The following is a 15,930-nucleotide window of genomic DNA, read 5'->3' on the forward strand; positions in this document are numbered from 1 at the left end:
TACCAAACAGCGTAACAAGTATAGGTAATAATGCATTTTATAGTTGCGACAGTTTAACAAGCATAACAATACCAAACAGTGTAACAAGTATAGGTCCTTATGCATTTTGTGCTTGCGACAGTTTAACAAGTATAACTGTTGATGGTAATAATCAAAACTATTCTTCACAAGACGGAGTATTATTCAATAAGGATAAAACTGTTTTGATACAATATCCAACAGGTAATACAATAACATCATATACAATACCAAACAGTGTAACAAGTATAGGTAGTCATGCATTTGAAGATTGTGACAGTTTAACAAGCGTAACAATAGGAAACAGTGTAACAAGTATAGGTGATTATGCATTTAGATTTTGCAGCATTTTAACAAGCGTAACAATAGGAGACAGTGTAACAAGTATAGGTGATTCTGCATTTCGGTATTGCGACAGTTTAACAAGCATAACAATACCAAACAGTGTAATAAGTATAGGTGAATATGCATTTTGGAATTGTGACAGTTTAACAAAAATAGATGTTGATGATAGTAATCAAAACTATTCTTCACAAGACGGAGTATTATTCAATAACGATAAAACTGTTTTGATACAATATCCAGAAGGAAACACAAGAACATCATATACAATACCAAACAGTGTAATAAGTATAGGTGATTGGGCATTTGCTGGTTGCAACAGTTTAACAAACATAACAATATCAAACAGTGTAACAAGTATAGGTTATGATGCATTTGGTTGGTGCAGTAGTTTAACAAGCGTAACAATAGGAAACAGCGTAACAAGCATAGGGACAGAGGCATTTTTAGATTGCAACAGTTTAACAAGCATAACAATACCAAATAGTGTAACAAGTATAGGTTGTGCTGCATTTGGGGGTTACAACAGTTTAAGTGATGTATATTATTCAGGTAGTGCTAATGAATGGAATAATATTTCTATTGCAGATGGTAACTATGATTTACTTAATGCAACTATACATTATAATTCAACCGGTCCGGAAAATCCCGGCGGATCAACCGGTGGTGGCGGTTCGACCGGTGGCGGTGGATCTATCGGCGGTGGCGGTGGAGGAGGATTCGTTCCTGCTCCTACACCGGAGGAGCCTACAACACAACCGAGTACAAAGCCGACTGTTCCTACTACTACCACTACCACTGTAAAGAAGCCATCAACTGTTAAGGTTGAAAAGGTTACAAAGGGAACAAAATCGTTTAAGGTAACCTGGAAAAAGAAGACGGGTGTATCGGGCTATCAGGTGCAATATGCAACCGATAAAAAATTCAAGAAGAATAAGAAAACCGTAACCATAGCAAAGAAAAATGCTACAAGCAAAACCATTAAGAAATTAAAGTCAAATAAAACATACTATGTTCGTGTCAGAACATACAATATTGTCAACGGTAAAAAAGTGTATTCTTCTTGGTCAAAGGTTAAAGCGGTTAAAACAAAATAATTCAATGTTTAATGCCCCTCTCGCACGAGAGGGGCATTGTTATATGTTTATATGAATATATTGAATTAGTAAAAAAATAGCATATTTTTTAAATAATTTATGAACCCTATTGACATTTTTGAAAAAGTTGCTAAAATATATATTAGCACTCGGAGATAAAGAGTGCTAACACATAAATGATAAATTTTTAATGAGGTGATATATTATGACTATTAAGCCACTTGCAGACAGAGTTCTGCTCAAACAAGTAAAGCCTGAGGAAACAACTGCATCAGGTCTTATTCTTGCTGCTTCTGCACAGGAGAAGCCGGAGATTAGTGAGGTTGTTGCGGTTGGTCCGGGCACAGAAAAAAATCCTATGACCGTTAAAGTCGGTGATAAGGTTATTATCAGCAAGTATTCAGGCACTCAAGTTAAGGTTGACGGTGAGGAATACACCATCACAGAGGTTAAAGAAGTACTTGCAGTAGTTGAGTAATATAAGGAGGAATTTAACTATGGCAAAAGATATAATTTATGGCGAAGAAGCCCGCAAGGCTCTTCAGGCAGGTATTGATAAGCTTGCAAACACAGTAAAGATTACACTTGGCCCAAAGGGCAGAAATGTAGTTCTTGATAAAAAATACGGTTCACCGCTCATCACAAATGACGGTGTAACAATCGCAAAGGAAATCGAGCTTGAAAATCCTTTTGAAAATATGGGTGCACAGCTCGTAAAGGAAGTTTCATCAAAGACAAATGATGATGCAGGTGACGGCACAACAACAGCAACACTTCTTGCACAGGCTCTTGTCAGAGAGGGTATGAAGAATGTTGCCGCAGGTGCAAACCCAATGACTGTTAAAAACGGTATTAAGGGTGCTGTTGACGCAGTTGTTGATTCTGTAAAGGCTCAAAGCCGTGCAGTAAAGGACAATGCCGACATCGCAAGAGTTGCAACTGTTTCAGCTGCCGATGAATATGTAGGCTCTCTTATCGCAGAGGCTATGGAAAAGGTAACTGCCGACGGCGTTATCACAATTGAGGAGTCAAAAACAGCAGAAACAACTTGTGAAGTTGTAGACGGTATGCAGTTTGACCGTGGTTACATTTCACCTTATATGGTAACAGATACCGATAAGATGGAAGCTGTAATTGATGATGCAATGCTCCTCATTACAGACAAAAAGATTTCAACAGTTCAGGATATTCTTCCTCTTCTTGAGAGTGTTCTCAAGGCTGGCAAGAAACTTGTTATCATTGCAGAGGATGTTGAGGGCGAGGCTCTTCAAACAATTCTTCTCAACAAGCTCCGTGGCACATTCACTTGCGTATGCGTAAAAGCTCCGGGCTTTGGTGACAGAAGAAAGGATATGCTTCAGGATATCGCAATCCTTACAGGCGGTCAGGTAATCACTTCCGACCTCGGTCTTGAACTTAAGGATACAACAATGGCTATGCTTGGTCAGGCTCGTCAAGTTAAGGTTACAAAGGAAAATACAATTATAGTTGACGGTGCAGGCAACAGCGAAGACATCAAGGCAAGAACTTCTCAAATCAAAACAGCTATTGAAAATTCAACTTCTGATTTTGACAGAGAAAAACTTCAGGAAAGACTTGCAAAGATGGCAGGCGGTGTAGCAGTCATCAAGGTTGGTGCAGCTACCGAAACAGAAATGAAAGAAAAGAAGCTCCGTATCGAGGACGCTCTTGCAGCCACAAAGGCAGCCGTTGAAGAGGGCATTGTACCGGGCGGCGGTGTTGCTCTTATCAATGCTATTCCTGCCGCACAGGCACTTCTTGACACAGATGATGCAGACTACAAGACAGGTGTAAATATCGTTCTCAAGGCTCTTGAAGAACCTGTTCGTCAAATCGCCGCAAACGCAGGCGAGGAAGGTTCTGTAATCGTTGATAAGATTAAGAACAGCCCTGCCGGCACAGGTTGCAACTTTGCAACAGGCGAATATGTTGATATGATTGAAAACGGTATCGTTGACCCTGCAAAGGTAACTCGTTCCGCACTTCAAAATGCCGCTTCTGTTGCAGCAATGGTTCTCACAACCGAATCACTTGTAACAGACATCAAAGACCCACAGGCAGATGCAGCACAGGCAGCAGCTATGGCAGCAGCATCACAGGGCGGTATGTATTAATCCGTTTTTTCAGATTTATTCCAATATATTTCAAAAACTCTCTTGGGTTCGCCCAAGGGAGTTTTTTTGTTGACGAATTGTTAAAATAATGGTATAGTTAAAATGTTAAAATCAATTATGGTGGTACATTGCTATGAATATGAAACTTGACAGAAACTGGACAACCGATAATAACGGTGCACCTCTCAATGATGCAGAGGTACAGAGATATATTTCAGTTGTTCCGACTCCAAGCCAACAAAGACTTCAGGACAAGCCGTTTTATGCGTTTTTCCACTTTGGTATGAACACTGCAAACGACAGAGAATGGGGTTGCGGAAGCGAGGTTGTTTCTGATTTCGATATTACAAAAATCAAGCCGGAACAGTGGGTAAAAACCGTTAAAGCGGCAGGTATGACAGGTGTCATCCTCACTTGTAAGCACCACGATGGTTTCTGCCTTTGGAATACAGGCACAACAGATTTCAATGTTATGAACAGCCCTATGGGCAAGGATATTGTAAAGGCTGTGTCGGATGAATGTCACAAGCAGGGTATTGAATTCGGTGTTTATCTCTCTCCGTGGGATATGCACGAGCCAACTTACGGAACAGAGCAGTATAATGATTATTTCATTCGTCAGCTTACAGAACTTTGTGGTAACTATGGCGAACTTTTTGAGGTTTGGTTTGACGGTGCAAAGGGAGCAAATGCAAAGGCGTTTACATATGATTGGCAGAGATATTACAAACTCATTCGCACAATGCAACCAAATGCAAATATTGCAATCTGCGGTGAGGATATTCGTTGGGTAGGCAACGAGGCAGGCAAGGCAAGAAAGAATGAGTATTCTGTTGTTCCTGCTTCTCTCAAGCATTGCGAGGCTATCGAAAAGAACAGCCAAAACGCTGAAGGCGATGCCGCAAGACTTCAAAAGGTAGACACTATGGATGAGGATTTAGGCTCAAGAAATATCCTCAAGAATAACGCAAACCTCTCTTGGTATCCTGCCGAGGTTGATGTTTCAATCCGTAAAGGTTGGTTCTATCACAAAAAAGATGACAGAACCGTAAAGAGTGCAAGACGACTTTTCAAGATTTATCTCACATCTGTCGGCAACAACTGCACACTTCTCCTCAATATTCCGCCAACCGATAAGGGCGTAATTTGTGCAAAGGATGTTCGCAACCTTAAAGCTCTTGGCAAAAAAATCAATGACATCACTGCTTATCCCGTTTTGGAGCAGAATATCGGTGAACTCAAAGCGGATCAAGGTTATCTTGAATTCAATTTTGATTCTGAAAAGAAACTTAAGTATTTTGTTATCAGCGAAGATTTGGCTTATTCACAGAGAATTGAGAAGTTTGACCTTTATATCAAAAAACCAAACGGAAGCTACAAGCGTGCTTATCAGGGCACAATCGTTGGCGCAAAGAAGATTGTCAAACTCAACAAAAAGGCAACCGGCGCTGTCCTTGTTATTCGTCAAAGTCGTTCAACTCCTCATATCAAGTCAGTCGGTTTCTACGAATAAAATTCAATATTTTCTATGTCGCTCCTCTTGCTGTTTCGGCAAGGGGAGTTCGTTTATTCTTTAAAAATTTAAATATACTTTAAGTTTGTATTTTGTCGTTGAATTCCAAAACTTTTTAACAATATTGCACTAAATTTAGATATAAAATATTCATATTGTATAAATTTTTTTCTTTTTAATTAATTTTCTTGTATTTAATCACAAGATGTGTTATCATATTGGCAGTATTTGTAAAGGAGTAATTTTTATGGCTGAAAAAACAAAGCAGTCCAGCAAAGTAAAGACCTTGATTGATCAAGTGAAGTACTACTGGAAAAAGCCTGCAAAGGGCAGATATATGTCCTTTAAGGAAATTGCCTCATACGCTTTTGGCGGTATAGGCGCATACTTAATCGTTTGTATGAGCTACCCTTGTATCTTGGGTGCAACAAACGTATTCTTGTCCGGTACAATCGGTATCGGTCTTACAGATATGTACATCATGTACGTTATCGCAATTTTATCAGGTATTCCGCTTACGGGTCTTCGTGCCAATATTGTAGATAATACCCGTAACAAAGCAGGTAAATATCGACCGTATCTTTTAAGAATGGGTATCCCTTGTGCAATCATCTTTGTTGCAATGGTTTGGTTCCCATACGATAAACTTCACCTCATTGTCGGTGACGGTCAAATGTTTGGCAAGAGCAGTGAATATATCGCAAAGTGTGCGGTTATTCTTGCATTTAACATTGCACTTCAATTTTTCTACAACTTCTTCTATGATGCTTATGAAAACCTTATTCACGTACTTTCTCCAAACTCACAGGAGCGTGCCGATGTAGCATCAATTAAGAGTGTAATTTATTCGTTCGGTCCAACCGTATATAACCTTATCATTCCTCTTATTGCAGCAATGCTTAAGACAAACCAAACAGATATTAAGGTTTACAGAATTGCTTTCCCTGTTATCGGTGTTATCGGTATTCTCCTTGTATTTGTTGTTTACGCAAACACACAGGAAAAGATTATTCAGGCTAAAACTCACGTTATTCAGATTAAATTTACAGATGCACTTCGTGAGGTTGCAAAGAATAAGTATTTCTGGATTATTTCGCTTGCTACATGGATCGGCTTCCTTGAAACAGCGTATTCCAACATCCTTTATTGGCTCTGTAACTACGGTGGTGCCTGCTCGCAGGGTACATATGCAATCATAACCACCGTCTACGGCAACGCCTCCCTTTGGGGTATGCTCCTTGCTCCGCTTTGTATCAGAAAATGGGGTAAGAAAAAGGTTCAGATTGTTACAAATCTTTTCAACATTATTTTCATTCTTTGTATGTATCCGTTCTTCCACAGTTCTGCCGGTCCGGACGGTAACATTCAAAACTATGTAATTTGGGCAGTTCTTGCATGCCTTTACCTCAACGGTATTGTCGGTGCGTTTGCTCATATTCTTAACCCATCAATTCAAGCCGATATTCGTGACTATCAGCAGTACAAGACAGGTGAGCGTATTGACGGTATGTTCGCAGCCGTTGCCGCTATCGGCAGTGTTATCACTCTTATTACTGCCGGTGTTCTTCCTGCACTTCAGGAAAAATACGGTATGACTGCTGCTATGGCTCAAAAGGTAACAAGTGATGCATCTCTTATGTCAAGAGTTCTTCCGGGTACACAACAGCCAATCAGCCAAATGCTTTCAGATCAGCTTGCAAACGGTCAAAACAACTTTATCAACCCTTCATCAGCACTTTATAATGTAGACGGTATCTTGTTGCCACTTCTTCGTGTTTTGGTTCTTATCGCTGCTCTCGGTGCTACACTTAATGTTATTCCGTTCTTCTTCTACGATTTAACAGAAAAGAAGCAAAAGTCATATGTTCGCGTTCTTAAGGTTCGTGCCGTATTCGAGGACTATGGCAACAACGCTATGAAGGATAAGGACATTGTTGAAATGATTGACCTTGTCAACAATGCCAAGGAAATGGCAGTTGCAACACCAAAGGTTGTTGATAAGTCATCATATAAAGGCATATCCGACAAGGCAGAGCGTAAAGCAGCTAAAAAAGCATACAGAGAAGCTCTTCAATATAACGAAGAAATCGAAGTTTCAAAGTTCGTTGTAGATGAGCTCAACAAGTTTAATTCAGAACTTGGTAAGCATAAGCTTGAAGCATACAACAAGATTTTCGAAGCAGGTCTTGAGGGTATCAAAAATACTTCTCTTGAAGAAGCAAAGTCAAATCTTGCACAGGCAAAGGCTATGCCAAAGAACACCGAAGAAGAAAAGGAAATCAGAAAGTTCTATGTTGAGCTTGCAAAGAGCCAAATTTCTGCTGTTAAGGCTTATAACAAGTACTTTGGTTCTGTTAACGAATTCAAGGAACTCGGCTTTGAAACTATTGAACAGTATTTCAATAAAGAAGACGAGCTTGATGAAAAGATTGCAGAACTTGCCAAACTCAGCCATATTGCAAAGAAAGATAAGGATTCCTCTGAAGTTAAGAGACTTAAGGCTGAAATTAATAAACTTTCTGAAGAACGCAAGGAAGTTCGTAAACTTTCAAAGGCAGAAATGGATAAGCATGCACAGTTCAATCGTGCTGCAAAGCCATATGTTGATGCAAAGAAACTCTTGGCTCAACAAGAAAACTTCTCACACTTCGATGAAATTGCCGCACAGTATGAAACTGCAAAGGCAAATGTAGCACTCGCTGAAAAACAAGAGGCTGAAGAAGAAGCAAAGCGTCTCGCTGAAGAGAAGGAAGAGCTTGAACGCCGTAAGGCTGAAAAAGCTGCTAAAAAGGCTTCAAAGAAATAATAAAAATTTCATTAATTACAACGAAAGAGGTAGACCTGTCTACCTCTTTTGTTGTATAATAAAGCCGATAAAAACCTTTTTTGTGGGTCGAATCGTATAAATGCAATGTGTTTGCAGTAGGAGGACAATTATGGACATCAATCAAAAATATAATTTGTGGCTGACATTTGATGATGAAACCAAAAAAGAACTTGAATCTGTCACCGATAAAAAGGAAATTGAGGATAGATTTTATAAGGATTTGGAATTTGGCACGGGCGGACTTCGTGGCATTATGGGCGCAGGAACAAACCGTATGAATTCGTACACCGTAGGCAAGGCTTCTCTCGGCTTTGCAAAGTATCTCAAAGATAAGTACGACGGCGAAATCAGCGTTGTAATTGCATGTGATTCTCGCCTTAATTCTCGTGCGTTTGAGTGGGATAGTGCAAGGGTTTTCGCATCCCAGGGCATAAAGGTATATGCTTATACTCAAATCGTGCCTGTTCCTATGCTTTCTTTTGCAACAAGGTATTTGCATTGCAACGCAGGTGTTATGATTACCGCTTCCCACAATCCAAAGGAATATAACGGATATAAGGCTTATGACAATACCGGTTGTCAACTTTGCACCAATGATGCAAAAGAAGTGCTCTCATATATCAATGCTATTGACGATTATTCATCCGTTTATAATGATGTAAAAACTGTTGACGAATATATTTCCGATGGTATGATTGTCGGCATTTATGACGAACTTTTTGACGAATTTATCAAGGCTGTAAAAACACAGTCGCTTTATAATGAACACAGCGAGTTGAAGATTGTGTACACTCCGCTTCACGGCACGGGAAATGTTCCTGTTCGCAAAGTTCTTGAGGACAAAATCGTTTATGTTGTCAAGGAACAGGAAGAACCTAACGGCAATTTCCCAACGGTTGTTTCTCCAAATCCCGAGGACAGAAAAGCTCTCACTTTAGGCATTGAACTTGCTAAAGAGAAAGATGCCGATATAGTTCTCGGCACAGATCCGGATTGTGACAGAGTAGGCGTTGCCGTAAAGCATAACGGCGAGTATGTTCTTTTGACAGGCAACCAAACAGGAGCACTTCTTGTTAACTTTGTGTTGACTATAAAAAAAGATAGCCTCAATTCAAAATCAACCCTCGTAAAAACTATTGTAACCTCCGAACTTGGTGCAAATATCGGCAGAAGTTTCGGCTTGCAGGTCGAGGAAACTCTCACAGGTTTCAAGTATATTGGCGACAAAATTAATAAGTTTGAGACATCGGGTGAGCGAGAATTTGTTATCGGCTACGAGGAATCGTACGGATATTTGGTCGGCACTCACGCAAGAGATAAGGACGGCGTTGTGTCATCAATGCTTGTTTGCGAAATGGCTGCTTGGTACAAAAATCAAGGCAAAACCCTTGTAGACGGACTTAATGAGATTTACGATAAATACGGCTATTATCTCGATTTCCTCGATAGTTTTGTCTTAAAGGGCAAAGATGGTGCCGAAAAAATTCAAAACCTTATGGTCGAATTCAGAAATATAGGCAATGAACTTTTGCCTGATATTAAGGAAATTGTTGATTTCAAGGACGGTATCCGTGATTTGCCAAAGGAAAATGTTCTCAAGTATATTTTTAATGTCGGCTCGTGGATGGCAGTTCGCCCAAGCGGTACAGAGCCAAAAATCAAGGTCTACTATTCAATCGTTGACCCCGATAAGAGCAAAGCAAAGGCTCGCCTTGAAGAAATAAGACAAACAATTTCATCAATTATAAATGCGTAGAGGTAATTATGGATAGAGTACAGAAATATATAGAAAATGTCCTTCAACCTAAAATTCAGGGTGACGGCGGTTGGATAGAATTCGATTCGCTAAACGGTGATGAATTGACAGTTGTCTTTCGTGGCGAATGTTCAAAGTGCCTCATCCTTGACAGATGCATTGCTTGGATAAAAGACGAAATAAAAAGAGATTGCAAGAAAAATGTGAACATCACGGCAATAAGAAAAAAGCCGTATTTTCAGGATGTTTAAGGAGGGTGAACTATGGCACATATAAAGGTTGTCAGACGCTCTATGCGTCCTGAAGAATGGACAGATTTACGCTTCGGTTGGCTCAAAAGACATATTTATTCCTCAAAGTGGGAAATAACTAATTTGATGATTAAGGATGCCCGTCAGGTGTCCGAAATGGAGTTTGAATATTACAGCGATGATTACAGACCGCTCCAAAAAGGTGATATGTATTTTACCCCTGACGGCACGGCGTTTATCAAGGCTGATGTTGACATTCCAAAAGAACTTCAAGGCAAAGAATTGTGGTTTTCTCTGAAAACTGCTGCCGAAATTTGCGTCAAGGTCAACGGCAAATATGTTGGCGGTGTTGACCCAAACAGAGAGAGAATGCTCCTTTCTCCTTATGTTGACGATACAAAAACGCTTCATTTTGATATGATGGGCTATAACCGTTCAAAGCCGGATGATGAACGAAATCCTGAAAGTCTTTCTGTTCGTGGTTGCCGTCAAATCTTTGAGGGCGCATATATTTGCACGGTTAATCACGAGGTGCAGGATTTGGTGTGGGATTTTGAACTCCTGCTTGATATTGCAAAATCCGATTTATTCAACGAGGATTACCGTGATTTTCTTAATCGTGAACTTAACAACGCAATGAACTTCATTGATTTTGACAGCGATGAGCTTACAGGAGTTGCGGAAGCTAAGAAATATATAGACGAGGTTATCTATGCAAATGACACATATAAGGGCACGGGTGATGTCGCACTTATTGCACATTCTCACCTTGATATTGCGTATTATTGGCGCAGAATTCACGCTGTTCAAAAGAATTTGCGTACTGTGCTTATTCAGCTTCGCCTTATGGATAAGTATCCTGATTTCAAGTACACTCACACTCAACCATATGTGTACGAAACCTTGGAAAAGCATTATCCCGATGTGTTTAAGGAGCTTCAGCAAAAGGTTAAAAACGGTCAGTTTGAGCCTGTCGGCGCAATGTATGTTGAGCCTGATTGCAATATTCCGTGTGCCGAAAGTCTTATTCGTCAGTGCCTTTACGGTCAAAAAACATATAAGCGTATGTTCGGCAAGTATGTCAATAATGCTTGGTTGCCCGATGTGTTTGGCAACAGTTGGATTATGCCGCAAATCCTCAAAAAAAGCGGTGTTGATTATTTTGTTTCAAACAAAATGTCAACTTGGAATGATACAAACCGTTTTCCGCACAATAATTTCATTTGGAAGGGAATTGACGGAAGCAGTGTTTATGCTTGTGTTCCGCCTACTCATTTCATCACTTGGAATGCTCCGTCTCAAATTCAGGAGAATTGGGAAGCATATATAGACAAAGACCAAGGCGGTCAAACTATGAATATGTTTGGCTATGGTGACGGCGGTTCGGGCTGTACAGAGGAAATGATTGAACTTATGCACCGTTTTGATAAATTGTCCGTTATGCCAAAATGTGAGCATATGGGCGGTGCAGAATTCCTTGAAAAGAACCTTAAAGATAACAAAAATCTTGAGGTTTGGGACGGCGAACTGTACCTTGAAATGCACCGTGGCACATTCACCACAAAAAGTAATTTGAAGCAGAAAAACAGACAGCTTGAATTCAAATTCAGAACTGCCGAGATGCTTTCTGTTTTGCGTGGGGATGATAATCGTGACACCCTCACCGCCTTGTATAAAAAATTTCTCGTAAATCAGTTCCACGACATTCTCCCGGGCTCTCATATTCACCCTGTTTATGAGGATGCAATGGCTGATTATGCCGAAATTGAAACTGCACTTGATGAAATCATCGGCACAGGCTCAAAGTATTTCAACACCCTCAATTTTGAGAGAAATGCACTTGCTTTTGTGCCAAATAAAACCGGCTCTGCAACCCGTCACGGAGCAAAGGGAAATTGGCTTGTTCCGTCAATTCCTGCACTTTCGTCAAAGACTTTGCGTGCCACAAAGTACAACAATGATTGGTTTACTTATAAAAACGGCACAATTACTACACCGTTTTACACCGCAAGCCTCAATTCTGACGGTTCGTTCTCATCGCTTTTTGACAATGAACTTTGCAGAGAGTGGACAGACGGCGACTTCAACAAGTTGAAGATTTATACCGACAATCCGGGCAACTATGACGCTTGGGATATTCTCCCTAACTATAAGGACAAGCAGATTGAAATTGAGGTCACAGAGCCTCTTGCAATCACCGAGCAGGACGGCGAGTGCGTAACTTTCAAAACTGTTTTGTCAACAGAAAAATCTTCGTGGACAATGCTTGTCCGCTTTTTCCGTCAAAGCAGGGGAATAGAGGTTGAAAATCAGGTTTCGTGGAACGAAAAGCACAGACTTGCAAAGGTTGAATTCGCTTCAAATATCCTCACTCGAAAAGCTCTTTGCGACACTTCAGCAGGCTTTATCGAACGAGAAACAAACAAAAACACCACTTGGCAGCAGGCGAGATTTGAGGTTTGCCACCATAAGTGGTGCGATATGTCGGAAACAGGCGGAGGTATTTCTCTCATAAATGAGGGCAAGTACGGTGTCGGATTTGATGAAAACAAAATGAGTCTTTCTCTTCTTCGTGCAACAATCCGCCCTGATGTCACTTCCGATATGGGCAATCACGATTTTTGCTATATGATTATGCCACATAGCGGTGACGCTGTTTCTGCCGATATAAACAAAATTGCACTTCAATATAATGCACCGCTTGTAAAGGCTGATGTTGAGTGGTCGCTTTCGACATTTGAACCGCTTTATCTTCAGGCAGTTAAGAAGGCGGAGGACAGCGAAATGACAGTTGTCAGATTGTCCGAGCAAAACGGCTCAAGAGGCGAAATTAAACTCGACAGAACCGTTAAGTTCCTCAATATGCTTGAAGAAGAAATCGGCGAAACCGATACAATCCGGTATTCACCGTTTGAAATTATAACATTGGGAGTTTGATTATGCCGACTTCGTTAATTGTGGGCATTGTTGTTGCCGTGATTATTGTTCTCGGAGTTGTAGTATTTCCGATTGTCAATAAGCACCAACTTAAAAATATGCCTTATGACCAGCAGATCAGAATAATTATGAAAAGCGCCAATAAACTGCACTATTTTAAAAATATTTCTGACGGCACAAAAGGTACGCTGATTTATGTAAAAAATAAGCGCAAAATCCTTGCGTATCCGTGGATGCTTATAGACGGCAAAATGCTTTGCACAAAGGCAAATCCGTTTGATAAATGGGATTATCCCGAGGAGCAACCGCCTTTTACCGATGAAGAAGTGCAAATAGCACTCCGAGAACTTGAAAAATACAATAAGCACTCCGCAGTAAAACTATATTTACAGGAAATAAAATGATATGAATTTGCCAAATGATGCAAAAATGCTAATATCTCTGTTTGAGCATAACGGTCACTCTGCCTACGCTGTGGGCGGTTGTGTCCGTGATGCTCTTATGGGCGTTGTCGAAAAAGATATTGACATAACCACATCTGCCACTCCTGAGCAGACGGAGCAGATTTTGGCAAACAACGGCATAAAGTTTATAGAAACAGGCATAAAGCATGGCACGGTTACGGCACTTGTCAATCATATTCCGTATGAGATAACCACATTTCGTACCGAGGGCAAGTATGCCGATAACCGCCATCCCGACAGCGTTGATTTTGTAACGGATGTAAGGCTTGACCTTGCACGCCGTGACTTCACTATGAACGCAATTGCGTATAACGACACGGTCGGTTTTGTTGATTGCTTCGGCGGTGTCGATGATATAAAAAACAAGATTATTCGTGCCGTGGGTGACTCGGATAAAAGGTTTGAAGAAGATGCACTTCGCATTATGCGTTGTATTCGCTTTGCTTCTGTTCTCGGTTTTGATATTGAAGAAAACACTTCAAGAGCCGTACACGACAATAAAGAACTGTTGAAAAATATTGCTGTTGAACGAATTTATGTTGAACTTATCAAACTTCTTATGGGTAAAAATTGTGAGCGGGTTTTGCTTGAGTATAAGGATGTAATCGGCGTGATTATTCCCGAACTTGTGCCGACTTTTTATTGCCGACAGGTCAGCAAATGGCATATTTATGATGTTTACACTCATATTGCAAAATCCGTTGCAGTTGCACCGAATAAGGACTATATTCGCCTTGCACTTCTTTTTCACGACATTGCAAAGCCGCAAACCAAAACAACGGACGAAAACGGCAACGACCATTTCAAATTCCACGGCTTTGAGGGTGAAAAAATAACCGCAATTGTTCTCAAAAGGTTAAAGGTCAGCAACGATGTTTTCAACAAGGTCACTATGCTTGTAAAATATCACGATGACCACATCACAACCAAACATAAGAATATCAAAAAATGGCTTCGTGTTTTCGGTGAGGATATGATTTTTGATTATATTGATTTGAAAATTGCCGACCTTTCAACGCACAATCTAACCTATGCACAGGAGGAAATTGACACCCTTTACAAAATCAGAGAGATTACCGCACAGGTTATTGCATCGGGTGAGCCGTATAGGGTGAGCGACCTTGCAATTACGGGCAAAGATTTGATTGCACTCGGCTACCAAGGTCACGAAATCGCAGAAGAACTTGACGCTCTTGTCAAAATCGTTTCGGGCGACCCAAATTGCAATACAAAAGAAAAACTCATTCATCAGGCTGTTTCGGATATAAAAAACAATGCTTGATGTCCATAGGCGAACACAGTTCGCCCCTACGCACAAACACAAAGAAAAACTCTACGATACCGAAATATCGTAGAGTCATTTTTATTTTGTATAGAACAATGTTTCTCTCGGTGCTCGTGAAAATCTGTACACCGAATACTCAATTCCGAGTGCCAAATAAATGCACAGTGAACTTGAACCGCCTGCCGAGAACAACGGAAGCGTGATACCGATACACGGCAAAAGCGACAGCTCCATGCCGACATTAACGAGTATCTGTGCAAACAGCATAACCGCAATGCCTCCACACATCAAATATCCAACATTATCTCTTGCGTTCATTGCGATTTTGATAACTCTCAAAACAAGGAAAAACAAAATCAGCAGGGCAGCCATTGTGCCGACAAATCCAAATTCTTCACCTGCAACGGTAAGCACCATATCACTTTCGTTAACGGGAACCGCACCGCTCTGCGTCATATTTCCGTGCAAAAAGCCTTGCCCGAAAAGTCCGCCCGAACCCATTGCGATTTTGCCGTTCGTTTGCTGATACATAGCGTCTGCGTATTGTTCAGGGTAGAACAAAGCAACAATTCTCTGCCTTTGAATACCGTCAATTATGCCTGCTTTCCAAGCAACTGCAAATCCAACGAATATTGCACAAAAGCCTGCAATGAAGTAGCCGATGTTAACTCTTGATAAGAACAGCATACCGATGAACATAATGAGGAAAATAAGTGCCGAGCCTGCGTCACCCGTAAGCAGTACAAGACCTACAGGGATTGCACCGTGGATAACAAGCGGAATAATCGTTTTCAGCTTGTTGATTTTATCTCTGACCAAATCAAGATGGTAGGAAAACGAAATGATGAATCCTACTTTTAATAATTCTGATGGTTGGAAATAAAAAACTTTGAGGTCAATCCAACATTTTGAATCGGGTCGTGATTCGGGTGCAACACCAAAGAAGAATGTAAATATCATCAACCCGACACAACCGGCGGCGATAATCGGCCATAGCTTTGAAATAACATCATAGTCGATGTTTGAAACTGCAATAGAAATAACAAAGCCGATTATAATCGAAACAAGCATTGACCTGACATCACTTGATATAACTCTTCCGCCTGAAAGTGAAGAATACGATGCACTGTACACAAGCATAAGTCCGTAGATTGATGCCGAAAGTGCCGTGAGCATTGTAACAAAGTCCGTGCCTTTAATCAGTGTCCATATTGAGTTTTTTCGTTTTAGTATGTTTGAATCAACTGCCAGGGTTGCCATCGCACTCCTCCTTTTGCAGTAATATATTTATTATATTATGTATTC

Annotated in this window: 11 protein-coding genes; 10 read left to right on the forward strand and 1 reads right to left on the reverse strand. The window is 40.6% G+C overall.

Going from position 1 to position 15,930, the window contains the following annotated elements:
- The 10 genes from B5D29_RS08690 to B5D29_RS04365 form a co-directional block, all read left to right on the forward strand.
- Nucleotides 1–1,457: leucine-rich repeat protein (locus tag B5D29_RS08690; protein ID WP_159443396.1), on the forward strand; the 1,457-nt coding region annotated here is incomplete at its 5' end.
- A gap of 205 nt (nt 1,458–1,662) precedes the next feature.
- Nucleotides 1,663–1,935 carry a co-chaperone GroES gene (locus B5D29_RS04325; protein ID WP_078768360.1) on the forward strand — a complete coding sequence of 91 codons (273 nt, stop codon included), beginning with the start codon at nt 1,663–1,665 and terminating at the stop codon, nt 1,933–1,935.
- Nucleotides 1,936–1,954: 19 nt separating this feature from the next.
- Nucleotides 1,955–3,592: a chaperonin GroEL gene (gene groL / locus B5D29_RS04330; RefSeq protein ID WP_078768361.1), complete on the forward strand. Its 1,638-nt coding sequence runs from the start codon at nt 1,955–1,957 to the stop codon at nt 3,590–3,592.
- A gap of 133 nt (nt 3,593–3,725) precedes the next feature.
- Entirely contained in the window at nt 3,726–5,105 is a 1,380-nt protein-coding gene (locus B5D29_RS04335; RefSeq protein WP_078768362.1) for an alpha-L-fucosidase, read from the forward strand.
- A gap of 247 nt (nt 5,106–5,352) precedes the next feature.
- Nucleotides 5,353–7,911, forward strand: a complete 2,559-nt coding sequence (locus tag B5D29_RS04340) for an MFS transporter (protein ID WP_159443397.1) — start codon at nt 5,353–5,355, stop codon at nt 7,909–7,911.
- A gap of 130 nt (nt 7,912–8,041) precedes the next feature.
- Nucleotides 8,042–9,688: a phospho-sugar mutase gene (locus B5D29_RS04345; RefSeq protein ID WP_078768364.1), complete on the forward strand. Its 1,647-nt coding sequence runs from the start codon at nt 8,042–8,044 to the stop codon at nt 9,686–9,688.
- A gap of 8 nt (nt 9,689–9,696) precedes the next feature.
- Entirely contained in the window at nt 9,697–9,939 is a 243-nt protein-coding gene (locus tag B5D29_RS04350) for a NifU family protein (RefSeq protein WP_242941741.1), read from the forward strand.
- A gap of 12 nt (nt 9,940–9,951) precedes the next feature.
- The gene (locus tag B5D29_RS04355; protein ID WP_078768366.1) at nt 9,952–12,876 is read left to right on the forward strand and encodes an alpha-mannosidase; all 2,925 of its coding nucleotides are present in this window, start codon (nt 9,952–9,954) and stop codon (nt 12,874–12,876) included.
- A gap of 2 nt (nt 12,877–12,878) precedes the next feature.
- Complete coding sequence (locus B5D29_RS04360) at nt 12,879–13,280, forward strand: hypothetical protein (RefSeq protein ID WP_078768367.1); 402 nt, start codon at nt 12,879–12,881, stop codon at nt 13,278–13,280.
- A gap of 1 nt (nt 13,281) precedes the next feature.
- On the forward strand, nt 13,282–14,622 hold the full coding sequence (locus B5D29_RS04365; protein ID WP_078768368.1) for a CCA tRNA nucleotidyltransferase: 1,341 nt from the start codon (nt 13,282–13,284) through the stop codon (nt 14,620–14,622).
- Between the two features lie 81 nt (nt 14,623–14,703).
- Here B5D29_RS04365 and B5D29_RS04370 read toward each other — a convergent pair whose 3' ends face one another.
- A complete protein-coding gene (locus B5D29_RS04370; protein ID WP_078768369.1) occupies nt 14,704–15,885 on the reverse strand; it encodes an FtsW/RodA/SpoVE family cell cycle protein in 1,182 nt (393 codons plus the stop codon).
- Nucleotides 15,886–15,930 lie beyond the last annotated feature (45 nt).

This window comes from Eubacterium coprostanoligenes (assembly GCF_900167205.1).
GTDB lineage: Bacteria > Bacillota > Clostridia > Oscillospirales > Acutalibacteraceae > Eubacterium_R > Eubacterium_R coprostanoligenes.

Coding starts and splice junctions, on each gene's coding strand:
- B5D29_RS04325 (WP_078768360.1), top strand. CDS start 1,663: ATGACTATTAAGCCACTTGCAGACAGAGTTCTGCTCAAACAAGTAAAG.
- groL (WP_078768361.1), top strand. CDS start 1,955: ATGGCAAAAGATATAATTTATGGCGAAGAAGCCCGCAAGGCTCTTCAG.
- B5D29_RS04335 (WP_078768362.1), top strand. CDS start 3,726: ATGAATATGAAACTTGACAGAAACTGGACAACCGATAATAACGGTGCA.
- B5D29_RS04340 (WP_159443397.1), top strand. CDS start 5,353: ATGGCTGAAAAAACAAAGCAGTCCAGCAAAGTAAAGACCTTGATTGAT.
- B5D29_RS04345 (WP_078768364.1), top strand. CDS start 8,042: ATGGACATCAATCAAAAATATAATTTGTGGCTGACATTTGATGATGAA.
- B5D29_RS04350 (WP_242941741.1), top strand. CDS start 9,697: ATGGATAGAGTACAGAAATATATAGAAAATGTCCTTCAACCTAAAATT.
- B5D29_RS04355 (WP_078768366.1), top strand. CDS start 9,952: ATGGCACATATAAAGGTTGTCAGACGCTCTATGCGTCCTGAAGAATGG.
- B5D29_RS04360 (WP_078768367.1), top strand. CDS start 12,879: ATGCCGACTTCGTTAATTGTGGGCATTGTTGTTGCCGTGATTATTGTT.
- B5D29_RS04365 (WP_078768368.1), top strand. CDS start 13,282: ATGAATTTGCCAAATGATGCAAAAATGCTAATATCTCTGTTTGAGCAT.
- B5D29_RS04370 (WP_078768369.1), bottom strand. CDS start 15,885: ATGGCAACCCTGGCAGTTGATTCAAACATACTAAAACGAAAAAACTCA.